A 24342-nucleotide genomic window follows, 5' to 3' on the forward strand; every position below is an offset into this window, starting at 1 on the left:
ATTTAGCTTCTATTTCTATTTGTTGGCATGTTTTAAAATTTATAAGCCAAATGCAAGGATAACAGCTGTGCATGCAGGCCTTGAGTGTGGAGTGCTTTTGGAGAAAAAAGCGGGTCTTATTGCATGTTCTATTGGACCAAACATCTATTCACCTCACTCTACAAGAGAGCACTGCGAAGTCGCCTCTGCGCTTTTTATCAAAAAAGTAGTTCGCGGTATCGTTAAAAAATATAACTCATAAAAAACTAAAATTTGCTAGAAATTTCTAGCAAATTTTATATCTCAAAGCATCTAAACCAAATTTGCCCGCAAGCACGAGCAAATTTAGATTATTTTCCAAACTCATAAACGATCTTGCCACTTTTTATAGTAGTAGTCGCTGCGCCTTTTAGCTTTTTGCCAAAGAGTGGAGAATTTACCGATTTTGAGCGGTTTATCTTCTCGTCATAAACGTACTCGATCTCAGGGTCTATCACCGCGATATCAGCTAGCATGCCCTCAGCAAGTCTGCCTTTATCTTTTAAATTTAGCATCTTAGCTGCGTTTGTAGATGTTAGCTCTACCATGCGCTCTAAGCTTATAACTCCCTCATTTACGAGTTTAAGAGTGAGTGGTACAAGTGTTTGAAGTCCGATGATACCAAATGGCGCCTTATCAAATTCCACTATCTTTTCATCTGTGTGGTGCGGCGCATGATCGGTAGCGATAACATCTATAAGTCCGCTTTTTAGCGCCTCTCTTACCGCTTTTACGTCGCTTATCTCACGAAGTGGCGGTGACATTTTGAAATTTGTATCGTAGGCATTTTTCAAAATTTCATCGTCGCTAAAGCTAAAGTGGTGAGGTGTCGCCTCGCAAGTGATGTTTATGCCCTCTTTTTTGCCCATTTCGATGATCTTTAGCGAGTACTCTGAGCTTACGTGAGCGATGTGGATGTGCGCTTTGGTGAGTTTTGCAAGCAGCATATCACGGCTCACTGCGATCTCCTCTTTCTCCCTTGCCATGCCGCGAAGTCCAAGTATGGCTGAGACCTTGCCCTCGTGCATGACGCCCTGCCTGCAAAGCGAGCAGTCCTCTGAGTGGCTTATACAAAAGCTATTAAACATGCTTGAGTACTCAAGTGCCGCTCTCATCACGCTTGAGCTAGTCACTGGTAGGCCGTCATCACTAAATGCAACTGCTCCAGCCTCTATAAGATCACCCATTTCAACGATCTCGTTGCCACCAAGCCCTTTGCTGATAGCAGCGATTGGCAAAAGATCGATCAGCCCGCAGTTTTTAGCCTTTTCTATCATCGCTCTTGTGATCGAGGCGTTGTCATTTACTGGGTTTGTGTTAGCCATGCAAAGGCAGGTGGTCACTCCTCCAGCCACAGCCGCTTGCGAGCCTGAGATGATGTCGTCTTTATACTCTTGACCAGGATCGCGAAAATGCACGTGCATGTCGATAAGTCCTGGCATGACAAGCTTATTTGTAGCGTCTATGACCTTATCAGCCTCAAATTTCTCACTTCCGATTTTGGCTATTTTGCCGTTTTCTATTAGGATATTTGCCTTAAATTTCTCGTCGCTATTTACGATAGTGCCGTTAATTATTGCTATTTTCATCGTTAGCCCCTATTTTTTGCAAGCGTATTTAGTATCGCCATTCTTATAGCAACGCCGTTTTCAACTTGATTTAGTATGACTGAGTGCGTGCCATCAGCCACGTCTGAATTTAACTCCACGCCCCTATTTATCGGTCCTGGGTGCAGCACGATCGCATCAGGCTTTGCTAGCTTTATCCTATTTTTATTTAGTCCAAAGAATTTCGAGTACTCTCTCGAGCTTGGAAATGCCACGTCCGCACCGCCACGCTCTAGCTGGATGCGAAGCATGATGATGACGTCGCTGCCCTCGCAAGCCTCCTCCATATTTTTGCAAATTTGAGACTCAAATACCTCAGCATCTTTTGGCATCATCATCCTTGGTGCAAATAGCTTTAAATTTATGCCAAATTTCTTCATCGCCCAGATGTCAGACCTTGCCACGCGGCTTCTAGCGATGTCACCGATGATCGCCACGTTTAAATTTTTATCCAAAATTTTGCCATGCTCTCTTAGTGTGAAAAGATCAAGCAGAGCTTGGCTTGGGTGCTCATTTGTGCCATCTCCTGCATTTACGACGCTAGCTTCTGTCCTATCAGCTGCAAATTTCGCCGCTCCAGAGCTTGGGTGGCGAAGCACGATGATATCAGTTCTCATAGCAGCCATGTTGTTCATCGTGTCATTTAGGCTCTCGCCCTTTGTTACGCTCGAGCTTGATGAGCTAAAATTTATCGTGTCAGCTCCAAGCCTCTTTGCCGCGATCTCAAAGGATGTTCTAGTTCTAGTCGAGTTTTCATAAAATGCGTTGATCGTGGTCTTTCCACGAAGGTAGTCATTTTTTTTCACTTGGCTTAAATTTAGCTCCTTAAACTCTTTCGCCGCCTCTAGAAAATATAAAATTTCTTCCTTGCTAAGCTCTCTAGTTCCTATCAAATCTTTATGTTTGTAGCCCATTTTAAGCCCTTTTTGATCTATTTTGTTACAAAGTCGCAAGCTGGTTTGTAGCCGTTGTCGCAAGCTTTTTTAAACAAAGCTTTTGCCTTCTCTTCGCTTTTTGCTTCATTATCGTCTTTGCCTTTTATAAGGCCATAAGCTGTCATTTCGCCTAGTTTTTCGCAGGCCATACCCTCGTTTTCATCGCACATTTTCGTAAAAATTTTCTCAGCCTGAGCTCTATCTTTTGCCACGCCATCGCCGTTAAATAGCATGATCGCATTCATCGTGCAAGCTTTTTTCTCGCCCTCACCGCAAGCTTTGTTAAACGCAAGATAGGCCTCGTTAAAATTTTTCTTTGCATAAAGCTCATTTGCCTTGTCTAAATTTTCATTTGCCATAGCATTTAACGCAAAAAGTGCCGCTGCAAAAACTAAAATTTTCTTCATATTTTCTCCTTATTTAAATAACTTTGGATGGTGTTTTTTCATATATTCAACTATCTCTATAACCTCGTCGCTACCGCTAGCGTCAGAGTTTTCTAACGCATCGTCGATGCACTCAACATAGAGATTTGCCGCCTCTTCAAGCTTGTCTTTTTTCACGCCAGCATAGTAAAACATCGCCTCAAGCACCATGCTAAGCTCGTAGCTAAGCTCCTCTACGCTTACCTCTTCTTCTTTCATATCTCCTCCTGTGTTTTTTTAGTTATCAGATCAACTATCTGCGCCTTGATCGGCTCATAGCTAAAGCCATCTTTGAAATTTGCAAAGAGCCCGCCGCTTGCATTGACGTGTCCGCCGCCGCCAACTAGGTGTTTTGCCATGGCGCTAACGTCAAGCTTGCCATTTGCGCGAAAGCTTAGCGTTTTTTTATTTGTCACGTCGATAAAAAAGTCAAATTCAGGATTTGCCACTAAAAAGTCGTTGCCGATAACCGAAACATTGCCGACATTGTAGGTCAAAATTCCTTTATGATCTTTATAAGTGATGCTAAATTTATCTTTGTTTTCACTAAGTTTTTTTACGACGTAGTTTGAGATCAGATTGCTTAGCGTATCGTCCTTATTCTCTTTGAAAAATGACTTTTTAATGGCATGCACCTGCATGTCAAGTCCGATATAGTCGTTTTTCTCGTTAAAAAATTTGCTCGCTTCTTTTAAGATGTGATCCATATAGAGGTTATTTTCAGCTTCAAACATCACCTTATTTATCTCTTTGGCGTTTGCCACAAGCCCCAAGCAGACCTTACCCATCTCGAAATTTTTATCATCTTTTAGCCAGATATCCACGGCATTTACGACGTCACTAAAAATTTCAAGCTCTTTGTTTTGACCAAAAATACCCGCAAAAAAGTCGTAAGTGATCTTTGTGGCGCACCTTGAGCTATCTAAAAAATACCATGAGTAAGCGCTCGCGCACTCGGCACCACTTTGGTGATGATCTAGCAAAAATAGCTTTATATTTTTACCATCTATCATCTCCTCAAAGCTCTCGCACTGAGCTAGGCTTAAATTTAGATCGGTGATCAAAATGACGTTTTTATCATCATTTGAAGCATCTATCTCAGATAGAATTTGAGCAAATTTATCATCTATCTCTCTGCCGTAGTTTGAGTTTAAAAATTTCACATCTTTGAAGTAAAAATTTGTTATGTATTGCGCGCCGTATCCGTCAAGATCGGTGTGTGAGAGGTGATAAATTTTCATCTTTTTCCTTTATAAATTTTCTATTTCTATGACGCCAACCGTTTCAAATGGCGTATTTGCCGAGATCTCAGCAAAACTTAGTACCACTATGTCGATGGCGAAATTTGCGCAGATATTTGCTATAAATTTGCGTAAGCTTGGCTCCACGCAAAGCACCATTTCTCCGTGCTGGCTCATCGGTCGCTTCTCTTTTTCACGCCTAAGTGCTTGCACGATAGATGATGTCTGCGCCACGTTTATCATCAAGTGATATGCGCCGTCTTTATACTGCACCGCATCCATGAGCTTTTGCTGTGCGGCAGTGTCTAGGATGTAGAAATTTAGCTGCCCCTTTTCATCTACATAAAGCGAAGTGATGACACGCGAAAGTGCTGCACGCACGTGCTCGATGATCATGTCTAAGTTTTTACTAACCTCAGCGATGTCGCTGATGGCTTCAAGTATGCTAAGTAGGTCTTTGATCGGGATATTGTCTTTAAGCAGCCTTTTTAAGACCTTTTGGATCAAATTTATAGGTGCGATCCTTAGCGTATCCTCGACCACGACTGGGTAGTCGATCTTTAGTTTGTCTAGTAAATTTTGCGTCTCTTGGCGAGTTAGAAGTTCGGCTGCGTTTTGCTTGATAAGCTCGCTCATGTGCGTTGAGATGACGCTTGCAGGATCAACTATCGTGTAGCCACTAAGTATGGCGTCCTCTTTGACGCTAGCATCGATCCAAAGAGCGTCTAGCCCAAAAGCTGGCTCTTTTGTCGGAATACCCTCGATATCCTCGCTCACTAGTCCGCTATCCATCGCTAGAAATTTATCCGCATAAATTTCTCCCTGACCGATGATGATACCTTTTAGTTTGAAGCGGTACTCGTTTGGTGGTAGCTGAAGGTTGTCGCGGATCCTTATCTTTGGCATCAAAAAGCCAAGACTTGAAGCGATATTTCGCCTCATAGCGCGAATTCTCTCGATTAGATCAACATCAGCTAGCTTTAATAGGCCGTATCCTAGGTCAAGCTCTAAAATTTCAAGCTTTAAGATATCATTTATCTTTGTCTCTTCTTCTCTTGCGATCTCTTCGTCGCTCTTCTTTGGCGCCTTAGCAGCCCCACCACTCGCAGCTGCTGCCCCTGTCCCGCTTGGCGCAGCGCCGCCAGCTTTTTTGCCAGCTGCTTTTTCTTTTGGCGCAAGGTTTAAATTTAGCCCACCATCTTTGGTCTGCTTGATGATGTAGCCAAGCCCCAAAAATAGCAGTGCTATAAAGCCAAGCGAAAGCGTCGGAAGTCCTGGAACAAGGGCAAACATAAATAGTATGAAGCCTACTATCAGCAAGGTTTTATAATCCCCCAAGAGCTGATTTAGCGTGCCTTCTGCAAAGTCCTCATCGTCTTTGCTAGCCCTTGTGATGATGATGGCAGTCGCTGTTGAAGTGATAAGTCCTGGGATCTGACTAACTAGGCCATCACCGATAGTTAGGATCGTGTAGTACTGAGCCGATGTCGCCATATCAAGGCCGTGCTGAAACGAGCCGATAGCAAAGCCGCCGATGATGTTTATGATAGTGATGATGATACCGGCTACGGCGTCACCTTTTATAAATTTAGACGAACCATCCATCGCTCCGTAGAAATTTGCCTCGCCGATGATGGCTTGACGTCTTTCGCGCGCCGTTTTTTCGTCTATTAGACCTGCGTTTAGGTCCGCATCTATCGCCATTTGCTTGCCTGGCATCGCATCAAGTGTAAAACGAGCTTGCACCTCGCTCACACGGGTCGAGCCCTTTGTTACGACCATGAAATTTATGAGCACCAAGATACAAAAGACGATGGTGCCGATGACGAAGTTGCCACCAACGACGAAATTTCCAAAGCTTGAGATGATCTCACTGACCGCTTCTGGGCCGTTGTGACCCTCGCTTAAGATCATACGCGTGGTTGCGATGTTTAGCGAGAGGCGAAAAAGCGTGATGATGAGAATGAGCGTCGGAAACGTGCTAAGGTCAGTTGGTTTTGGCACGTAGATCGAGATCAAAATAATAAGCACCGAAATCGAGATCGAAAGTGCCAAGAAAAAGTCAAGGACCGCACTTGGAAGCGGCACGATGATGATAGCAAGGATGGCAACAATGATGCCAACGATGCTAAGACTTTTAAATTTGACAATTGGCGCAAGAAACGGTGCGACAAGAGTCAAAATATTATTTTTTTGCTTTGCCAACTTTACTTCTTAACGATGTCACTTAATTTGATCGCGTCAAGCATCTCGTCGATCTTGCCTTGAAGGCCGCTAAACATCGACCAAATTTGACAGCTTGAGGCTTTGTTTGACGGGCAACCAAGGGCTGAAGATGAGCACTAAAAGACGCTTAGTTCGCGTTTTTCAGCGCATTCTATTATCTTTTTTATACTTAAATTTTCAGGTTCGCCGTTTAGTGCAAAACCGCCATTTGCTCCTTTAAATGACTTTAAAACTCCATCTTTTGCTAAATTTTGTAAAATTTTTGCCAGAAAGCTTTTTGAAATTTTAAGCTCATTTGAGATCGTATCGACATCAACTGGCGATGATTTTTGAGATATTAAAATAAGCGAAAGTAGAGCGTATTCGCTTGCCTTTGTAAAAAGCATTTATCTTCCTTAACTCTTTAAATAGCCCTAATTCTATTAAATTTTTACTGCATTTTTCATTAATTTTTAAAAAGCGTAATTTTATCTAACTTTATGTTTTAAATGCTATAATCGCTCTTCCAAAATTCACCAATCAGGAGGTCATCATGGCTTTGGATTCGGCTAAAAAAGCTCAAATAGTTGCGAAATTCGCTAGAAAAGAGGGAGATACAGGCTCTCCAGAAGTTCAAATAGCTCTTTTAACAGCTAGAATAACTGAACTTACAGAACACCTTAAAATTTTCAAAAAAGACTTTTCATCACGTTTAGGTCTTTTGAAACTAGTTGGTCAAAGAAAAAGACTTTTAAAGTATCTTAAAAACAAAGACTACACTACATATTCAAAACTAATCTCTGAGCTTGGCTTAAGAGATAAATAATCTCACGGAGAGCGATCTGCTCTCCCTTTAAATTTCACTTTTTACTTTACAAAATTTCTCTTTATTTTTATAGTTTAAACATCTTGCCTCAAACTCAATTTAAATTTAATTTTTCATCTTTCAGCTTATGTGTCAAATTTACACAATTTATTTCTTATTTGATAAATTTTAGAAATTTCTGCAAATTTAGCATATTTTTTAAATTCCTATATATTCGGCTTTTTAATTTTTATATAAAATATAACTTAAAATTAAAATTTATTTTTTAAATAAAGAATTTTTCATAAAAGATTAAGTTTCGCGCTAGTAATATTACTCAAAATAAATATGCAAAAAATGCATAATTAGAAGGAGAAAGTGATGAAAGAAGGCAAAGTCATCTGTCCTTATTGCGGGACAGGCTGTCAAGTAACCTTGCACGTGGAAAACAACGTCGTTCGTGCCGCTACTGGCGTCGAAGACAATCCAGTCAATCAAGGAAATTTATGTTTAAAGGGCTTTTATGGCTGGGACTACGTTGCAAGTCCAGACAGACTTACAAAGCCGCTTATTAGAAAGAAAAACGGAGTCTTTTCAAAGGATGGTGAATTTGAAGAAGCTAGCTGGGACGAGGCGCTTGATCTTGTCGTAGAAAAGATGAAAGAGGCAAAAGAGAAATACGGCCCTGACTCACTAGCAGGAAACTTCTCAGCACGCTGTACGCTTGAGGACAACTACGTCGCTCAAAAGCTAATGCGTGCAGTCATAGGCACAAATAACGTCGATCACTGCGCTAGAATTTGACACGCTCCGACAGTAGCAGGACTTGCTAAAACAATCGGAAACGGAGCTGCCACAAATAGCTTTACAGAGATCGGAGTTTATAGTAACTGTATATTAATGATAGGCTCAAACCCAGAAAATGGCCACCCAATAGCAGCTATGCACATCCAAAGAGCGCTAAACCGCGGCGCAAAACTGATCGTTATCGACCCTATCAAGACCGAGTTTGCAAGTAGAGCCGACATCCATTTGCAGCTAGAGCCTGAGCACAACATCCCAGTTATCAACGCACTTCTTTACACTATCATCGAAGAAGGCCTTGTAAATGAAGAATTTGTAAGAGATCACACAATAGGCATCGAGTACGTTAAAGAAGCCGTAAAAGACTATGCCCCAGAGGTTGTAGCGAAATACACAAGGCTAAATCCAGAGGATATCAGAGCAGCTGCTAGAATGTATGCCACCACAAAACCAGCCGTCATCACTCACGGCATGGGCGTAACTCACTTCAACCACGGCGTTGGCGGAGTTTGTGACGTATCAAATTTATTTTTGATCACTGGTAATATCTGCGAGCTTGGCACAGGCGACTTGCCACTTAGAGGTCAAGAGAACGTTCAAGGCTGCTGCGACATGGGTGTTTTACCAAATATCTTCCCAAATCTTGGCTCAGTCACCGACCCAGAGCAAAGAGCTTGGTTTGAGAAAATGTGGCACCTAGAACCTGGATTTTTAAACTCAAAGATAGGCATCCATAAAACTGAAGTGCCTGATGCGATCCTTGATGGCAGAGTGCATTTTTTCTGGACTATCGGCGAAAACCCAGTCATCTCTGAGCCAAATACAAACCACTTCTTAAAAGGCATCGCAAATGTCGATTTCTACGTGGTTCAAGACCTATTTTTAACTGAAACATCACTAAAAGCTGACGTCGTTCTCCCTGGCGTGGCAAGCAGCGAAAAAGAGGGTCTTTACACAAATGCAGAGCGCCGTGTCCAACACAACGAAGCGGTTATCACACCTCCAGGCGATGCTAGACAAGACTGGTGGATCGTTTGTGAGATCGCACGCCGTTTGGGCGCAACTGAGGGTTTTAATTTTAGCTCACCAGAAGAAATTTGGGAAGAAGTTAGAAAATGCGACCCTAGACGCTACGGCGGCATGAGCTATTATAGACTTAAAAAATATCACGGACTTCACTGGCCATGCCCAACTGAAGATGATATGGGCGGTCAGAGCCTCTATCTTGATAAGAAATTCTTTACACCTGATGGCAAAGGCCGCTTTGTGCCTTGCTTATTTGTGGATAAGGCTGATGAGATCGAGAGCGCAAAACTTGAGTTTGCTAAGAAGATGAATATGTCACCAGAGTATCCTATCATGGCTGGTTCAGTCGATGAGAAGACTGACGCTGAGTATCCGATACAGCTTTTAACTACAAGAAAGGTTTATCAATACACCGTTGGCACCATGACAAGACGCTCACGCGCCATCGAAGAGGGCGGAGATAGCATCGGACCTATCGCTGAGATGAGCCCAGCGCTTGCAGAAAGATACGGGCTAAAACAAGGCGACTTCATCAAAGCTTGGAGTAGATACGGCTACATCGTCGTAAAAACTGAAGTGACTGACATCGTGCCTGATGGCATCATCCAGATGACCTTCCACTACTGGGAGAGCTCTTGCAACGAGCTAACAAGCAGCGGTTGGGACTACATCAGCAAGACTCCGACATTTAAAGCAGCTATCCAGATCAAAAAGATCGATGAAGAGGAATTTTTACGAGTTCGCGAGCTAAAACGCGAGAAATTCCAAACTTCTAAGATCATCTACGATGACTTCCACCACCACGGAAACGCAGCGATAAATGAGTAAATTTAGCGGGTAACTCCCGCTAAATTTCTTTACTATTAAATTTCATTATCCAAAAATGCTGACATTACAAAGCAAAATCTAAATTTTAAATTCACTGTTTGTGATTAAATTTTATATTTAAATACAAAAGCAGATATTTTTAAATTTACTTAAACGCCAAAAAGCTCATGAAATTTCCCCATTTAAACGTGCTCTCGACACGCTTAAAGCCAGCATTTAGGGCTAAGCTTCTATTTTCTTCTTCTGTGTATGGCACCAGCACATTTTCAAGCGCCTCTCTTTTTTGGGCGATCTCGTAGCGTGAGTAGCCTTGCGCCTGCTTGTAGTCCTCGTAAATTTCTATAACGCTTTTTGTAAGCTTCTTATCATCAAAAATGATCTTTTCACTAAACAAAAAAACTCCATTTTCATTTAGTCCGTTATAAATTTTTTGCACCAAATTTGCTCTTTTTGGCGGTCTGATAAACTGTAAAGTATAGTTTGCCAAAACCGCGTCAAAGCCCTCTAGCTCGCACTCTGTGATGTCACCCAAAATAAACTCAATATCAGCCCCATAAGCTTTTGCCTTGTTTTTAGCGTTTGCTAGCATCGCCTCAGAGTTATCCACGCCACTTAGAACGAGGTCGTTTCTAAGGTTATTTAGCAAAAGCAGGCTATTTGCCGTAGAGCAGCCAAGGTCGCACACTTTTGCTGATTTTGGCAAAATTTTAGCCAGTAACTTTGCGTTTAAATTTGAGCTAACATCGTAAAATGGCACCGAGCGCGAGATCATATCATCAAAAACGCTCGCCACAAAGTCATCAAATTCAAACTGCTTGCTTATAGGTTCTTTAAAAATTTCATCTCTCATATACCAGCTCCATATCCGTCAAAGTATCTCATCGTCTCTCCAAAAAAGAGATCGCACACGCCCACGCACTGCCTAGCCTCGTTTATATCGCGTTTTATCTGCTCTTTTAGCTCACTAAGATTATTAAATTTCTTATTATCGCGCAAACGTTTTATGAAGCAAACGGCGACGTGCTTTGTCACTTTTGGCGCGACTTCGTCTAAGATGTGCGTCTCGACGCTAAAATTTCCATCCGTGCTAAGTCTGTTGCCTATAAAAGTGACCGAGCCATAGGTGTATGAGCCCATCCTCGTTCTTGTCGCATAAACGCCCTCGCGTGGCAAAAGATAGCTCTTGACGTCCAAATTTAGCGTCGCAACCAGCTCTTTTGCGCCGATGCCCTGCCCTTTTATCACGTCGCCCTCGATCGAGTACTCCCTGCCTATTAGCCTGTTTGCCTCATCGATGTTGCCTTGACGTATCAGCTCTCTGATGGATGAGCTATGCACGCCCATGCCGTCATAACAAACCTCATCAACGACGACTACCTCGCCATCAAAAATTCTTTTCAGATCGTGCTTGTCCCACGCTCTATTTCTGCCAAATCTAAAATCAAACCCAACAACGATCTTTTTTAAATTTTTAAAATCCCGCTTTAAAAGTGCTATAAATTCCTCACCGCTAAGCCCTTTTATACTCTCAAAATCATACAAGAAGCAAGGATAGTTTGAGTACTCGGCTCGCTTTAACTTTGGCGTGATGTTGGCCTTATTTTTATCGATGACAACAAGTCCGCCAAACTCGCCAAGCTGCTTTATAAGCTGCTTGTGCCCCCTATGCACGCCGTCAAAGTGCCCGATCGCAACGGCAGTGATGTTATCTTTTGTTAAAAGCGTAGAAAAATTCGGCATTTCCTTCCTTTCCCTTGACTTCGCACTCTTTGCAAGCTATCAGTTCAAATTTCAAGCTACTTGCTAGCACTTCAAAGCGCTTCATCGCTAAATTTACAGCCTTAGTGTCGGTGACAACGCCTTTTTTACTGCGTTTTACGCCAACGCCCACTTCAAACTGTGGCTTAAAAAGCGTTATGATGAGAGAATTTTCGCTTGCTAGCTCGCAAATGGCTGGCAAAATTTCAGCCAAAGAGATAAAGCTCACGTCGCAGGTTATGAGATCAAATTTGCTTTGATTTTGCTTTGCAAACTCCCTGACGTCAGTTTTCTCATAAATTTTCACTCGCTCGTCGCTTCTTAGGCTGGCGTCTAGCTGATCAGTGCCCACATCAACGCCAGTCACGCTCTTTACGCCACGCTCAAGTAAAATTTGCATAAAGCCGCCAGTTGAGCTGCCGATATCAAGTGCGTTTTTGCCAGCTAGATCAAATTTCATCGCTTCCAAAAAGCTCTTTAGCTTAAGCGCACCTCGCCCAACGTAAATTTCATCAAGCAGTGAAATTTTAGCCTCGCTAACTTCGCTTGAAACCTTGGTGCAAATTTCGCCGTTTATTAGCACCTTGCCGCCCTTTATCAGCTCGCTCGCCTTGTTTCTACTTATATTTAAAACGCTTGCGACGTAGTTATCAAACCTCAAGTTTTAGCCTCTCATATTCGCTCTCATCGATCACCAGCACGCCTAGCTCATTTGCTTTTTCTAGCTTGCTGCCAGCCTCCTCGCCAGCTAGCACGAAGTCCGTTTTTTTAGAAACTGAGCCAGAAACCTTTGCGCCAAAACTCTCTAGCTCGGCTTTTATCTCATCTCTTGGGCGACTTAGCGTGCCAGTTATAACGACCGTCTTGCCACTTAGCGCATTTGAGATGCTCTGCGTCTGCGTTACGCTTGGCTGCACGATCTGGCTGAGAGCTAAAATTTCTGCTCTATTTACCTCGGCAAAGTCGGTTAAACTATTTGCCATCTCCGCGCCAAAGCCTTCAAGCGAGGTTAGCTCCTCAAAGCTAGCATCAAGCCAGCCCAGTCCAAAACTACTTGCTAGCTTCTTTGCCGCCACTTCGCCGATGTGCTCGCAACCAAGACCTGTGATAAAGCGCGATAGCTCCGCACCTTTGCTAGCTTCGATCGCATTTAAAAGGTTATTTACCTTTTTCTCTTTAAAGCCCTCAAGCGCCATGAGATCATCAAATTTAAGGCTGTAAATGTCCTTAATGCAAGCAATCAACCCCTTGTCAAATAGCAAATTTACGATCGCATCGCCAAGGCCGTCGATATTTAGGCATTTTTTCGATGCGTAGTGAATTATCGAGCCCACCACTCTTGCTCTGCAGCTTAAATTTTGACACTTTACAAAGACCCCTTCATCAAGCAGGTGCGAGCCGCAAACTGGGCAAAATTTAGGCCTTTCTATCGCTTGCTCGCTGCCATCTCGCCTATCTTTAAAAACCTTTGTGATCTTTGGTATCACATCTCCTGAGCGGATGATGCCGATGTAGTCGTTTTTCATGACGCCAAGGCGCTCGATCTCATCAAAGTTGTGAAGGGTGGCGGATTTTACATTTGCGCCATCTATATTTACCTCATCAAGCACACCAACAGGCGTTACTACACCGCTTCTACCGACCTGAAGTGCGACATCTCTTAGCCTTGTAACCTTTTCAATGGCTGGAAATTTAAACGCCACCATAAATTTTGGAAATTTAACCGTATATCCTAGCTGCTCACAGCGAGCAAGGTCATTTACACGTATCACCATGCCATCCATCATCACACTTTTTGCGTCGCGATTTGCCAAGAGCTCGTTATAGGCAGTCTCAAGCTCATCTTTTTTTAAAATTTTGAAAAAATCATCTCTCTCAAAGCCAAGATCACGCACAAATTTCATCACCTCGCTGTGATCTTTTAGCCCAAGGCTCTGCTCGCCCACGCCCCAAGGTATAAAAAGTAGCTTTCTTTTTGCAGTGACTGCGCTATCAAGCTGTCTAAGGCTTCCTGCGGCTGCGTTTCTAGGGTTTGAAAGCGGCGCCTCGCCATTTTTTGCGCGCTCTGCGTTTAGTAGCTCAAAATCATCTTTTCTTATGACGACTTCGCCACGAATTTCAATGAGCCCTTTGTAGCTAATGCTCTTTGGCACCGAGCTAATGGTCCTTGCATTTTGCGTCACGTCCTCGCCTGTAACGCCGTCACCTCTGGTTATCGCCCTAACTAAAACGCCATTTTCGTAGAGTAAATTTAGGCTCGCTCCGTCAAATTTTGGCTCTGCAACAAAGGTCAAATTCTCCTTCTCGCCGCGCTTTAGCCACGCATCAAGCTCGCCAAGGCTAAAGATATCCTCCATGCTCCACATGCGCTTTATGTGGCTTGCCTTGCTAAAGCCCTCTTTTACGCCTCCGCCCACTCGCTTAGTCGGCGAAAATAGCGAAATTTCACTTGGATTTGCCTGCTCGAAGGCTAAAACCGCATGATATAGCGCATCATACTCCTCGTCGCTTGCAAGTGGCTCGTCCTCGTCGTAGTAGGCCCTTGCCCACGCATTTAGCGTATCTATTGCTCTTTCGTACTCTTGTTTTGTCATTTTTGCTCCAAATTTACACCGCATTTTATCTTAAACATACTTTATAAATGATCCAAATTTAACTCTCTCGCGTCACATAAATGGACATTTTTATAGACCTTTGCTATCTCGTCTCTAGCTCTCATCAGCGCAAAGCCAAGCAAATTTTGCCCTCGCCACTTCATAGGATTTTGCGCATTTTCATCGCTTGCGCCCAAGCCTATGCCCCAAATTTTATCAACTGGGCTTGCTTCGACTAAAATTTTGCTCCCAGTTTGAAGTAAAAATTCACGCAAATGGGCATTTTGGCTAAATTTTAGATAGCTCGCATTTAGCACGACGCTAAATTTGACCTCGTCCCAGACCTTAGCGTCAAAGCCTCGCACCTGCCTACCAAGCGCCTTCATCTGCGCTGGATCTTTGGCGGATAAAATTTGCTCAAAAGCCTCGTCATCGCCAAAACACTCAGCCTTTTTAGCCATCATATATTGCTCGGCGCAAAGGTATCTAGTTTCATCTTCCCAAAAACTAGAACCGTACCACTGACTTAGACAGCTTGCGCTTAAATTTGCGCTCTTTTGATGACCCCAAAAAAATAGAAATTTATCCGACTTACCTGCGTTATGGCGCTTCTTAAGCCACTTTAACTCATATCTAGGCTCACGCTCCCAAAGGTCGGTGACAAATTCATTGTTGATAAAAAGCGTGCTTTCATCAGAGCCTAGTCTCTCATCCCAGTAGCCACGCCACGTCGCAGGCTCAGCAAAGAGCTGCTGATACTCGCTACGTTCATCTTGGCTTAGCGTTTTAAGCCAGTCGTTAAATTTAAACTTATAATCCTCGCCAGCGCCCATCCTCCAGCCGATGGAAAATGGATCAATCTGGGGAAATTTGATCCAAGGCGGTGGAAGTAAATTTTTCATCTAGCCTCTTTTTAGCCAAGCGCCCTACCAAAGCGTGGCTTGGCTCATCGCCTCGTGCATATCAAAAAGCTGCTTGTGCTCTGCCACGTCGTGCGTTCTAATGATCTGCGCACCGTTTTCAAAGGCTTTTAGGTGCAGATAAAGTGAGCCTGGCAGGCGGTCCTTGACCTCGCTTTTATAATAGTGATTTATCACTGATTTGCGGCTAGCGCCAACAAGTAGCGGGCCGTCAAATTTCAAAAAATGCTCCAAATGCTTAATAAGCAGCAAATTTTGCTCAGCCGTCTTGCCAAAGCCAATGCCTACATCAAGCACTATCTTTTTAGCGCCAAGCTCCCTTGCAAGGGCTATCTTTTGCTCGAAAAAATCAGTTATTTCGCCAATTAAGTCGTTATACTTTGGCGCGATCTGCATGGTGACAGGATCACCTTGCATGTGCATCATGCAAAACTGCGCGTCGTATCTTGCAGCAAGTGTGGCAAGAGAGGCATTTGCTGTGATGTCATTTATCATCTTAAAGCCGTGATTTAGCGCAAATTCTAAGCAATAAGGATCAAAGCTATCAAGGCTAAATTTTGCCTTTTCGTGTAAATTTAGCCTGTAAATTTCCTCCACAATATCTTTTATGCGCCTAAATTCCTCCTTGCTACCGCAATACTCGCTCCCTGGCCTTGAGCTAACGCCTCCAAGATCGATATAGTCTGCGCCTGCTTCGATCATGGCTTCGATTTTTGCTATGCCATTTTGTGTATTTATGCGGCTTTGCTCGTTAAAACTATCTGAATTTATATTTGCAACGCCCATTATAAAAGGCTTTGCTGGCTTTGTAAATTTAGTCTCTAAAAAGGTGGCGAGCTTTTTAAGTCCAAAGTCTTGCAGCTTCTCTTTTTTAGCTAACTGCCTAAGCTGCGCGTTTGTCGCCATTAGTAAGGCTTTGTTTAGGCTCTCGCGCCCTAAAATAGTATCTTTGTGTGTCACCAGCTCAGCCCCAACGCTTAGAGCGTCTTGTTTTAGGATATTTGCCGCTGGGGTCTTTATCTCGTCAATGAAGATAAAATTTATCTCGCTCTTTTCGTGCATGAGCTTCGCACCAGCAGGGCTTGGCGAGACAGCCTTGCAAATTTGATCAAAGTCGCTTTTGTTATTTATCTTATAAAATTTCAACGTCGTCCTTTCTCAAAGATAGTAAGCAAAAGTGGCGTTAAGACGGCGTGAGACTTGGCGTTTAGATCGGCAAGCTTGATGAGTGAGAAAAAATACTCCATCTCCTCGCCGCTAAATTTATACCCGCTATCAACCGCCTTTGTCACGATGGCTCCGACAAGCTCTTTTAGCTCGTTTTTGCCAAATTTTTGCGCCTGCTCCTCTGCTATCTTTTGGTCGATAAAGCTTGTTAGCTCTTTTAGGCTAAGGGCTTTTAAATTTAGCTCCACACTCATTTTTGGCTTTTTGGTGAGCTTATTTTCTATGAGCATCCTTGATCTTATCGTTGGTAGAAGTAAATTTTTACTCTGCGTTACTATTATAAATTTGATATTTCTTGGGGGCTCTTCGATGATCTTTAAAAGTGCGTTTTGAGCCTCGGTGCGAAAAGACTTCGCCTCTATGACTAAAATTTTTTCATCTTTTTCGGCGATGTAGGCTTCTGCGATAACCTCTTTTGCATTTTCAAGCAAAAAATCATCGCTTATAAAAAATCTTAAGTTATTTACGCCAAACTCGGCTTCAAGCTTGGCTTTTAAATTTTCAAAATCGCTTGTTATGACGATTTTATTAAGCATTTAGAGTATCACCTTTGCAAAGAGCACGGCGTCTATGCTCTTGTCAAAAAGTTTATATAAATTTAGAAGTTTGATGTCTAAGTTTTCATCGCTCGAGCTTAGCGTGAAGCTGTTTTGCGCCTGCTCATCAAAGAGCCACATATAGCTGTTTTCATCAGTCTTAGCTAAATTTGCACGCTTGTCTATGCTTTTGCCGATGTAAAAAAAGATGTAGCCATTTGGAAAGGCAAGACTTAGCATATCTTTTAAAAGCTGTTTTTGCTCGTTCGTCTCGACGCTGTCAAAGGCTGGATAGAGCGATCTTAGGCTAAAAAATGGCAAAAATGGACGCTCGCTTTTTGTGCGGTTGATATTTCTTAAAAGATAGTTTTCAAACCACTCTCGCTCATCGTCGCAGATGACTATAAAAGCCTTGCTATCAAGCAAAAATTTAAGCCTAGATGCAAGCAAAGGCGTCCATTCGACGCGCTTCTCCTCCATCCAGCTCATATATCTTTCGCTTCTTATAGTCTCAAGCGTCCATTGGATAAAATCTTGCATTATTTATCTAACTTATACGCATCGTGAAGTACGCGAACTGCGAGCTCGCCATATTTTTGATCGACGATCATTGAAATTTTTATCTCGCTTGTTGAGATCATCTGGATATTTATCCCCTCTTTTGCAAGCGTCTCAAATGCTAGACATGCTACGCCGCTGTGGCTCTTCATGCCTACGCCGATAACCGAGACTTTCACGATCGCATCGTCATACTCGACATGTTTTGCAGCTGAGAGCTTTTGCATAGTCTCTTTTGCTAGGTCAAGCTCGTTTTGTGGCACTGTAAAGCCTAAATTTGTCGTGCCGTCGTGTCCTACGTTTTGGATGATCATATCTACATTTATATTTTGATGAGCTAGAGCTGTGAAAATTTCAGCTGCGATGCCAGGCTTATCGACTACGCCTCTTAAAGTTACTCTTGCTTGATTTTTATCTAATGCTATACCGCTTACTAAAACCGCTTCCATATTATCTTCCTTTGCTATTAATGTACCTTCGTTGTGGTTAAAACTGCTTCTTGTGATTAGTTTGACATTTAGTTTTTTTGCTAGCTCGACTGAGCGATTTTGAAGCACTTTTGCCCCAGCAGAGGCAAGCTCAAGCATCTCGTCATAGCTTATCTTTTCTAGTTTTTTTGCCTTTTTTTCTATCCTTGGATCAGTCGTATAAACGCCATCAACGTCGGTAAAAATTTCACACAGATCAGCTTCAAGCGCCCCAGCTAATGCAACTGCACTAAGGTCACTTCCGCCTCTACCTAGTGTAGTGATATCGCCTTTGTCATCTATGCCTTGAAAGCCTGCTACGACGACGATCCTGCCAGCTTTTAGCTCAGCTTTTAGCCTAGTGGTATCTATCGTTTCTATCCTAGCTTTTGTATGCACATCATCAGTCATTATCCCAGCCATTGCGCCAGTTAGTCCTACGCATGCATAGCCTTTTGCATTAAGCGCAATCGTCAAAAGCGCGGTGGTTACTTGCTCCCCAGAGCTTAAAAGCATATCAGTAGCAACGCCGTCTGGGTGCTTTGAGAAATACTCACTATATTCAACCAATTGATTTGTAACTCCACTCATCGCAGAAACTACGACCACAACGTCAGCGCCGCTGTTTTTAGTCTCTATGACCCTGTTTGCCACAGCTTCGATGCGCTCAAGCGTGCCTACGCTAGTTCCGCCAAATTTTTGAACGATTAACATCAAAAATATCCTTTCTCTTTAAAATAACTCAAAACTTTGTCATAAATAGGCTTTTTGAAGTGGTTTATCCCCTCTAAAGCCTTGTTGATATCTACAAATTTATACTCGCTAAACTCTGGATGCTCGGTCTTTAAATTTATGCTAGCACCATTTTTTAGCCTAACCAAAAAGTACTTTTGCGTCTGCCCATCAAATGGATAAAATCTCTTTGACGCATTTGCTGGAAAGTCGTAGCTAAGCCAATCAGGATACTCTTCTAAGAAGTCAAATTTATCAGTTCCGATCTCCTCTTTAAGCTCCCTTTTTAGTGCCTGCTTTGGACTTTCGCCTTCGTCTATGCCACCTTGAGGAAACTGCCAGATATCGTCCATATCAACCCTTTTTGCGACTAAAATTTCGCATTTAAAAGGGTAAGCACTAGACAAAATGACAGCTGCTACATTTGGTCTATATTTTTTTTGCATGTCTTTTCCAAAAAATTTATTTGAGATGATAACGAAAAAGAGTTAAGAGATAGATAAATGAAGTTAGTTTTTGCGCCGTTTGTAATAAATCGTACCTCCACTAAAAAGTAGTAAAACCACACCGCATGATGCTAGACAAAATATAAATTTACCAAGCTCACCAAAGATATATCCAGCGTGCAAATCAAGCATAAATTTATAAATTTCAAATGACTTTGGCATGGCATTTTTTGAAATTTGCTCGCTTTTAGTATCTACTAAAAGCCTAACGCCTTCTCTCTCGCTAGCACCTTTTGGCAGGTAAAAGAGCATAAATTTGACGCCGCCGCTATTTGCTATAAAATTTAAAGCCTCAAACTCGTCCCCAAATTTAGAGATGAAAATTTCATAAGCTTTTTTAAGGTTTGCCACCTTTTGCTCGTCGCTTAAGCTAAAGCCATTTTTGTTTGTAAAATTTGGCTTTTTAAAGACCTTTTCTTCGCCACAAATTTGATTTATAACCTTAGCAAAGCTCTCATAAGAAAAGTAAAGCCCGCTAATACAAATCACACTTAAAACAGCGCCAAGATAGATACCCAAAAAGCCGTGTAATGAATACAAAAACGCAAATTTTATTGCCTTTAAATTTAGCTTAAAAGCATCTCCCACCCTGCTTCTAAATCTCCAAAAATATATCACCGCCCCGCTTATCAAGATAAAAAGCAACGCAAGCGTAGAGAGTGCTACTAGCTCGCTTGCAAATTTACTCAAATTTTCATTTTTAAAAAGCGAAAGGGCTAAGTTTTTATGCAAATTTAAAACCAGCCCTATAAATTTCTCTGCGCTATTTTTGCCTGAAATTTCCCCAGTATAAGGATCTATGAAAAACGACTCAAACTCGCCATTTTCGTTAGTTCCGCTTATGACGTAAGCCTTGTTTGCCTCTGCTTTTATCTTTAGGTAGCTAAGATTAAAATTTGGCTCACTTTTGCTAAAAATTTTTAAAATTTCATCTATCTCTAAAGGCTTTTTACCAGCCACAACCTCATCTTTGCTAAAGATATCGATTATCTCATCGTGATACGAGATGATCGCCCCGCTAATGCTAAGCACAAGAAGCGGCAAGGCAAAGATAAAAGCCAAGATAAGATGAAATTTTTTCAAAATTTTTATCATTTTAAAACTTTAGATTAAAGCCAAGCTCGATCTTTTGTCCGTCAGCTATCAAGATGTCGTATCTGCCAGATCTTGTCGTAAAGTACTCATTAAAGAGGTTATAAACGCTCAAATTTAGACTGAAATTCTTTGTTACGTTGTAGTTTATGCCAAGATCAGCGATCACATAAGGTCTGATGTCATCATCGTAGCTAAGTGAGTCTTTACTCCTACCATAATAATTTATCTGTGACCAGAAATTTAGCCATCTGTTTAGCTCGTAGTTCGCTCCAAATTTAAATGTATGAAGCGGATAGTTGTTTAAGCTTTTGCCTATCTCCGTTCCATCTTTTTGCTTTGATCTTGTATAGACGTAGCTTTGATTTAGCCTAAGAGCGTTTGTTACCTGCCATTCATTTGTTAGCTCGACTCCGTAAATTTCAGCCTTACCGACATTTACACTCTCCCAAATCCCACGGCGATAAATTTTACCTTTATGCGTGCAAGGATTACCAGGTCTTGGAGTGCATATACGCTCTGTGCCTAGCATATCTTTAAAGCTCGTGTAAAAGCCAGTTAGTGAAGCTTCAAAGCCTTCATTGTCATTATAAACGCCGCCAAATTCATAGCTCACGCTTGTCTCTGGCTTAAGGTCGCTTCTGCCAAGCTGTGCTCCAAGCCCTCCAGCAAACGGCATAGCAAGATCTTGCGTGCGTTGCTTGATATCAGGAGTCGCGTATCCTGTGCTAACTCCGCCTTTTAGGGCAAAAAAGTCATTTAAGTTATAGATACCATAAATTCTTGGTGAAACGTGCGAACCGTAGTTCTCGTCGTAGTTATAGCGAACTCCAGTGCTTAATATAAAGTCTTTTGTAAGGTGATAGTCATCCTCGCCGTAAAGCGAAATGTCATATCTTTTTACATTTGCAGCGTCTGCTGTAGTTGCCTTTTCATCAAGCTTTTCTTTTTTTGGCGTTTAGCCCTAAAGTAAAGGCGTTGTTATCAGTAAAATATGAGCCTTTTGTGTCGAAATTTAGTGTTTTTAGCGTCAAATTTTGTTGAGCGATCTCTTTTATCTTGCCGTAAGACAGGTAGCTTTGAAGCAAGATATTATCAAGCCTTGCTTCGTGGCTTAAATTTATCATATCGCCCTTTATTCTCTCACTAGCAACCGAGTTAGTACCAGTTGATAGTGTTTTGCCTTTGCTTCTTTTATATTTCACATCACTTCTTGCAAGTTCAAGCGTGATGTCGTTGTTTTCATTTGGTCTAAAAAAGAGCTTCGTGCCAAAATTTCTATCTTTTTGCTCTCTGTTTGCGTATGAGATTTTATCCTCTGACTTGTTTAAATTTTTGCCATAAACTGAGATGCTTAAAACATCGTCTATTAGCCCAGAGTGTAGATAGAGGCTGTTGTAAAACTCGCCGCTTATATTTTTATTTCTAGCAAATTTATAGCTTGAGCCAAGATTTGCATGAAAGTCGTTACTAAACTCATCTGTTATGATGTTTATCACACCGCCCAGTGCGTCACTGCCATAAAGCGAGCTCATAGGACCGCGTATCACTTCGATACGGCTTATCGCACTTGCTGGTGGGATGAAACTATATGAGCCTCCAACGCTTCTTAGCCCCTTATAAGCGTTATCTCCTGGCACTGGCATGCCATTTACTAAAATTTTAGTAAATCTTGGAGAGAATCCGCGTATAGAAATTCCTCGTCTATTTGCCGCTTCGGGAGTCGTTCCAAAAAGGCTTGGCACGTCTTTTACCATGCTCTCAACGTCCTTGTGATTTCTCTTTTCTAGTGCATCTTGAGTGATGACGCTAAGCGTTGCAGGGGCGTCTTTTATGTTTTGCTCAAAGCCAGTTGCGCTCACTACTTTAACCTCTGGCAGAACTTTATCTTCATTTGCAAAAAGCGGTAAATTTATAAAAACTGCCGCACAAATAGAAATTTTTAATAGACTTCTCACAAAAAAACTCCTTATTAAAATTTAAATCACATTTTACTAAAATAAAATAATCGTTATCAATATCAGACATAACGCTAGAGGGATTAAATTTAACGCTCAAGGGATAAAATGATAAATTTAGATAAAAGATATGGCATAAGTAAAATCTCACAAAGCAACAAGCGGATAAATGTAGAATTTTTTAAACAAAATAATGGCATAAGCTACCTAAAAAGCGAGATTTTATGCAACGAAATCATAAAAAGAGAGAGCGAGGGAGATAAAAAATATCTATTTTTGATGTTTAACGAAGCAAAAGACAATCTTTGCTTTAAACTTGATAAAAAAGAGTATCTTTTAAGCAGGGATGAGTTTTGCATAGGGCTGGTAAATGATAGCTTAAAAGGTGTTTTTGAATATCAAAATAAATTTTATAAAACTAAAACCTTGCTTTTTGAAGAGCACTACGCAAATAAGCTTGAAATTTTTAGTGAGCTAAAATTTGAAGAGAAATTTGATCTTATAAAATACAAAAAAGATAAGGCTCAAATTTGCGTTTTAAACGAGCTTGAGACGACAAATTTATATGATGGCATGATGAGAGAGATCTTTATAGAGTCAAAAATTTTAGAGCTTATCTACAAGAGCAAAGCTTTAAAAGATGAGAAAATTTGCTTTAGCAGTGACGAAGAAAAAGTGCTTTTAAAGGCTAAGAAAATCTTACTTACTCGCATGCAAAATCCCCCAAGTATCAAAGAGCTAGCCCATCTTTGCGGCACTAATGACTTTTGGCTTAAGAAAAATTTTAAACTCTTTTTCAAAGAGACGATCTATCAGCTTTTAGCAAAAGAGCGGCTAAAGCTTGTATTTGCCCTTTTAAAACAAAATGATATCAGCATAAAAGAGGCTGCCAGCATCGTTGGATACACAAATGCAGCACATTTTGCAAAAATTTTTAAAGGCACTTTTGGCTTTTTACCAAGCGAGCTAATAAGGCAAAAAAGCTACTTTTAAACTGCGCTAAATGCCAAATTTCTTATAATCGCCAAAATTTAAAAAAGAGAGAAATTTGCAAGTTTATATCCACGTGCCATTTTGCGAGAGCAAGTGTCCTTACTGCGCCTTTGGCTCAAGCGATGACGAGTTTAAGAAGGTTAGCGCCTATTTTAAAGCGCTTTGCCTTGATCTAAATTTCCAGCTAAAAAGCCAAAATGTAAAAGAAATTTCAACCATATTTTTTGGTGGCGGCACACCAAGTGCGGTAAATGCTAAGCTTTATGATGAAATTTTTAGCATTTTTGCTCCACTTTGCACGCCTAAAACTGAGATAACGCTTGAAGCAAATCCAAATTCTGCAAATTTAGCCTGGCTAAAGCATGTAAAAAATTTAGGTGCAAACCGCATAAGCTTTGGCGCGCAAAGCTTTTTTGAAGATAAGCTTAAATTTTTAGGGCGTATCCACAGCAGGGAGCAAATTTTTAAAGCAGTTGAAAATGCCCATGCAGCTGGCTTTAAGAGCATAAATTTAGACCTCATCTACGACACTAAATTTGATACCAAAAAGCGCCTTTTAGCTGAGACTGAAAATTTAAAAAGCCTTGCTATCACGCATCTTAGCGCCTACTCGCTCACGCTTGAAGAAAATACCCCATTTTCTGGCAAAAAAAGCTATAAAAAGGATAGCGACACTTTAGCTAAATTTATGATAGAGCAGATCGGGAGGGCTGGTTTTAAACAATATGAAATTTCAAATTTCGGGCAAATTTGCAAGCACAATCTTGGCTACTGGCAAGGCAAAAACTACCTTGGCGTTGGAGCTTTTAGCGTGGGCTTTGTGGGTGGCACCAGATACTACGCCAAAAGTAGCATAGACGCCTATATCACGCAGCCAACGCATAGAGAAAAAGAAATTTTAAGCCCAAGCGAGCTAGCAAGAGAGCATATATTTTTAGGGCTTAGAAGCATCGTAGGCGTGGAGGCTGGGCGCTTAAGCGAGGCTCAGGAAAAAAGAGCAAATTTACTTGTAGAAAATGAAAAACTGCTCTTTAAAGATAGCAAATTTTACAACCCAAATTTCTTATTAAGCGACGAGATCGCACTCTTTATCGAGGGCTAAATTTA

The 24342-nt window shown here is 41.6% G+C and carries 24 protein-coding genes and 1 pseudogene; 5 read left to right on the top strand and 20 right to left on the bottom strand.

The features are described from left to right. Positions 1-67: 67 nt before the first annotated feature. Positions 68-241 carry a hypothetical protein gene (locus CYP26_RS03265; RefSeq protein WP_258031388.1) on the top strand — a complete coding sequence of 58 codons (174 nt, stop codon included), beginning with the start codon at positions 68-70 and terminating at the stop codon, positions 239-241. An 88-nt stretch (positions 242-329) separates the two neighbouring features. Here CYP26_RS03265 and CYP26_RS03270 read toward each other — a convergent pair whose 3' ends face one another. The 7 genes and pseudogenes from CYP26_RS03270 to CYP26_RS03300 form a co-directional block, all read right to left on the bottom strand. Then, the gene (locus tag CYP26_RS03270) at positions 330-1607 is read right to left on the bottom strand and encodes a dihydroorotase (protein WP_021084352.1); all 1278 of its coding nucleotides are present in this window, start codon (positions 1605-1607) and stop codon (positions 330-332) included. Between the two features lie 2 nt (positions 1608-1609). Next, positions 1610-2539 carry an aspartate carbamoyltransferase catalytic subunit gene (locus tag CYP26_RS03275; protein ID WP_002942659.1) on the bottom strand — a complete coding sequence of 310 codons (930 nt, stop codon included), beginning with the start codon at positions 2537-2539 and terminating at the stop codon, positions 1610-1612. A gap of 17 nt (positions 2540-2556) precedes the next feature. Next, positions 2557-2967: a tetratricopeptide repeat protein gene (locus tag CYP26_RS03280; protein ID WP_103630353.1), complete on the bottom strand. Its 411-nt coding sequence runs from the start codon at positions 2965-2967 to the stop codon at positions 2557-2559. Positions 2968-2976: 9 nt separating this feature from the next. Then, on the bottom strand, positions 2977-3204 hold the full coding sequence (locus CYP26_RS03285) for a hypothetical protein (RefSeq protein ID WP_002942640.1): 228 nt from the start codon (positions 3202-3204) through the stop codon (positions 2977-2979). Next, on the bottom strand, positions 3201-4226 hold the full coding sequence (locus CYP26_RS03290; RefSeq protein ID WP_103630354.1) for a DHH family phosphoesterase: 1026 nt from the start codon (positions 4224-4226) through the stop codon (positions 3201-3203). The genes CYP26_RS03285 and CYP26_RS03290 overlap by 4 nt, the downstream gene beginning before the upstream one ends. A gap of 9 nt (positions 4227-4235) precedes the next feature. Next, entirely contained in the window at positions 4236-6431 is a 2196-nt protein-coding gene (gene flhA / locus CYP26_RS03295) for a flagellar biosynthesis protein FlhA (RefSeq protein WP_103630355.1), read from the bottom strand. Positions 6432-6433: 2 nt separating this feature from the next. Beyond that, a pseudogene (locus CYP26_RS03300) lies at positions 6434-6838 on the bottom strand (Rrf2 family transcriptional regulator). 146 nt (positions 6839-6984) lie between these two features. Here CYP26_RS03300 and rpsO point away from each other — a divergent pair. Together rpsO and fdhF are read left to right on the top strand one after the other, a co-directional pair. Next, the gene (rpsO, locus tag CYP26_RS03305; RefSeq protein ID WP_004317763.1) at positions 6985-7257 is read left to right on the top strand and encodes a 30S ribosomal protein S15; all 273 of its coding nucleotides are present in this window, start codon (positions 6985-6987) and stop codon (positions 7255-7257) included. A gap of 360 nt (positions 7258-7617) precedes the next feature. Further along, positions 7618-9894, top strand: coding sequence for a formate dehydrogenase subunit alpha (gene fdhF / locus CYP26_RS10600; protein WP_346311040.1), 2277 nt, complete (start codon positions 7618-7620; stop codon positions 9892-9894). Between the two features lie 145 nt (positions 9895-10039). Here fdhF and cmoA read toward each other — a convergent pair whose 3' ends face one another. From cmoA to CYP26_RS10455, 13 genes are all read right to left on the bottom strand, one after another. Next, positions 10040-10744, bottom strand: a complete 705-nt coding sequence (gene cmoA, locus CYP26_RS03320) for a carboxy-S-adenosyl-L-methionine synthase CmoA (protein ID WP_103630357.1) — start codon at positions 10742-10744, stop codon at positions 10040-10042. After that, a complete protein-coding gene (locus CYP26_RS03325; RefSeq protein WP_103630358.1) occupies positions 10741-11634 on the bottom strand; it encodes a bifunctional riboflavin kinase/FAD synthetase in 894 nt (297 codons plus the stop codon). Before CYP26_RS03325 ends, cmoA begins: the two co-directional genes overlap by 4 nt. After that, on the bottom strand, positions 11600-12313 hold the full coding sequence (gene tlyA / locus CYP26_RS03330; protein WP_103630359.1) for a 23S rRNA (cytidine-2'-O)-methyltransferase TlyA: 714 nt from the start codon (positions 12311-12313) through the stop codon (positions 11600-11602). Before tlyA ends, CYP26_RS03325 begins: the two co-directional genes overlap by 35 nt. Beyond that, positions 12303-14246, bottom strand: coding sequence for an NAD-dependent DNA ligase LigA (gene ligA / locus CYP26_RS03335; RefSeq protein WP_103630360.1), 1944 nt, complete (start codon positions 14244-14246; stop codon positions 12303-12305). The genes tlyA and ligA overlap by 11 nt, the downstream gene beginning before the upstream one ends. Before the next feature lie 41 nt (positions 14247-14287). Beyond that, a complete protein-coding gene (locus CYP26_RS03340; protein WP_103630361.1) occupies positions 14288-15148 on the bottom strand; it encodes an NADAR family protein in 861 nt (286 codons plus the stop codon). A gap of 24 nt (positions 15149-15172) precedes the next feature. After that, the gene (gene folP, locus CYP26_RS03345) at positions 15173-16312 is read right to left on the bottom strand and encodes a dihydropteroate synthase (RefSeq protein WP_103630362.1); all 1140 of its coding nucleotides are present in this window, start codon (positions 16310-16312) and stop codon (positions 15173-15175) included. Then, on the bottom strand, positions 16309-16929 hold the full coding sequence (locus CYP26_RS03350; RefSeq protein ID WP_103630363.1) for a DNA polymerase III subunit delta': 621 nt from the start codon (positions 16927-16929) through the stop codon (positions 16309-16311). The genes folP and CYP26_RS03350 overlap by 4 nt, the downstream gene beginning before the upstream one ends. After that, positions 16930-17469, bottom strand: a complete 540-nt coding sequence (locus tag CYP26_RS03355) for a HobA family DNA replication regulator (RefSeq protein WP_021087775.1) — start codon at positions 17467-17469, stop codon at positions 16930-16932. Then, the gene (locus CYP26_RS03360; protein WP_103559136.1) at positions 17469-18668 is read right to left on the bottom strand and encodes an aspartate kinase; all 1200 of its coding nucleotides are present in this window, start codon (positions 18666-18668) and stop codon (positions 17469-17471) included. The genes CYP26_RS03355 and CYP26_RS03360 overlap by 1 nt, the downstream gene beginning before the upstream one ends. Further along, positions 18668-19132 (bottom strand): RNA pyrophosphohydrolase, encoded by a 465-nt coding sequence (locus tag CYP26_RS03365; protein WP_103630364.1) that lies wholly within the window; start codon positions 19130-19132, stop codon positions 18668-18670. The genes CYP26_RS03360 and CYP26_RS03365 overlap by 1 nt, the downstream gene beginning before the upstream one ends. A 63-nt stretch (positions 19133-19195) precedes the next feature. After that, entirely contained in the window at positions 19196-20287 is a 1092-nt protein-coding gene (locus CYP26_RS03370) for a PepSY-associated TM helix domain-containing protein (RefSeq protein ID WP_103630365.1), read from the bottom strand. 1 nt (position 20288) lies between these two features. Next, positions 20289-21173 (bottom strand): TonB-dependent receptor domain-containing protein, encoded by an 885-nt coding sequence (locus CYP26_RS10450; RefSeq protein ID WP_258031398.1) that lies wholly within the window; start codon positions 21171-21173, stop codon positions 20289-20291. A 46-nt stretch (positions 21174-21219) separates the two neighbouring features. Further along, positions 21220-22242 (bottom strand): TonB-dependent receptor plug domain-containing protein, encoded by a 1023-nt coding sequence (locus CYP26_RS10455; RefSeq protein ID WP_258031389.1) that lies wholly within the window; start codon positions 22240-22242, stop codon positions 21220-21222. Positions 22243-22350: 108 nt separating this feature from the next. On the opposite strand from CYP26_RS10455, the gene CYP26_RS03380 reads away from it, so the two are divergent. Further along, the gene (locus CYP26_RS03380; protein WP_103630366.1) at positions 22351-23235 is read left to right on the top strand and encodes a helix-turn-helix domain-containing protein; all 885 of its coding nucleotides are present in this window, start codon (positions 22351-22353) and stop codon (positions 23233-23235) included. Positions 23236-23290: 55 nt separating this feature from the next. Next, positions 23291-24337 (top strand): radical SAM family heme chaperone HemW, encoded by a 1047-nt coding sequence (hemW, locus tag CYP26_RS03385; RefSeq protein ID WP_103630367.1) that lies wholly within the window; start codon positions 23291-23293, stop codon positions 24335-24337. Positions 24338-24342: the final 5 nt, after the last annotated feature.

The sequence above is a fragment of the Campylobacter concisus genome, assembly GCF_002913225.1.
Lineage (GTDB): Bacteria > Campylobacterota > Campylobacteria > Campylobacterales > Campylobacteraceae > Campylobacter_A > Campylobacter_A concisus_J.

Coding starts and splice junctions, on each gene's coding strand:
- CYP26_RS03325 (WP_103630358.1), bottom strand. CDS start 11,634: ATGCCGAATTTTTCTACGCTTTTAACAAAAGATAACATCACTGCCGTT.
- CYP26_RS03285 (WP_002942640.1), bottom strand. CDS start 3,204: ATGAAAGAAGAAGAGGTAAGCGTAGAGGAGCTTAGCTACGAGCTTAGC.
- CYP26_RS03355 (WP_021087775.1), bottom strand. CDS start 17,469: ATGCAAGATTTTATCCAATGGACGCTTGAGACTATAAGAAGCGAAAGA.
- cmoA (WP_103630357.1), bottom strand. CDS start 10,744: ATGAGAGATGAAATTTTTAAAGAACCTATAAGCAAGCAGTTTGAATTT.
- CYP26_RS03380 (WP_103630366.1), top strand. CDS start 22,351: ATGATAAATTTAGATAAAAGATATGGCATAAGTAAAATCTCACAAAGC.
- CYP26_RS03365 (WP_103630364.1), bottom strand. CDS start 19,132: ATGCAAAAAAAATATAGACCAAATGTAGCAGCTGTCATTTTGTCTAGT.
- CYP26_RS03275 (WP_002942659.1), bottom strand. CDS start 2,539: ATGGGCTACAAACATAAAGATTTGATAGGAACTAGAGAGCTTAGCAAG.
- CYP26_RS03290 (WP_103630354.1), bottom strand. CDS start 4,226: ATGAAAATTTATCACCTCTCACACACCGATCTTGACGGATACGGCGCG.
- CYP26_RS03360 (WP_103559136.1), bottom strand. CDS start 18,668: ATGTTAATCGTTCAAAAATTTGGCGGAACTAGCGTAGGCACGCTTGAG.
- CYP26_RS03280 (WP_103630353.1), bottom strand. CDS start 2,967: ATGAAGAAAATTTTAGTTTTTGCAGCGGCACTTTTTGCGTTAAATGCT.
- rpsO (WP_004317763.1), top strand. CDS start 6,985: ATGGCTTTGGATTCGGCTAAAAAAGCTCAAATAGTTGCGAAATTCGCT.
- CYP26_RS03340 (WP_103630361.1), bottom strand. CDS start 15,148: ATGAAAAATTTACTTCCACCGCCTTGGATCAAATTTCCCCAGATTGAT.
- CYP26_RS03350 (WP_103630363.1), bottom strand. CDS start 16,929: ATGCTTAATAAAATCGTCATAACAAGCGATTTTGAAAATTTAAAAGCC.
- CYP26_RS03370 (WP_103630365.1), bottom strand. CDS start 20,287: ATGATAAAAATTTTGAAAAAATTTCATCTTATCTTGGCTTTTATCTTT.
- CYP26_RS03270 (WP_021084352.1), bottom strand. CDS start 1,607: ATGAAAATAGCAATAATTAACGGCACTATCGTAAATAGCGACGAGAAA.
- ligA (WP_103630360.1), bottom strand. CDS start 14,246: ATGACAAAACAAGAGTACGAAAGAGCAATAGATACGCTAAATGCGTGG.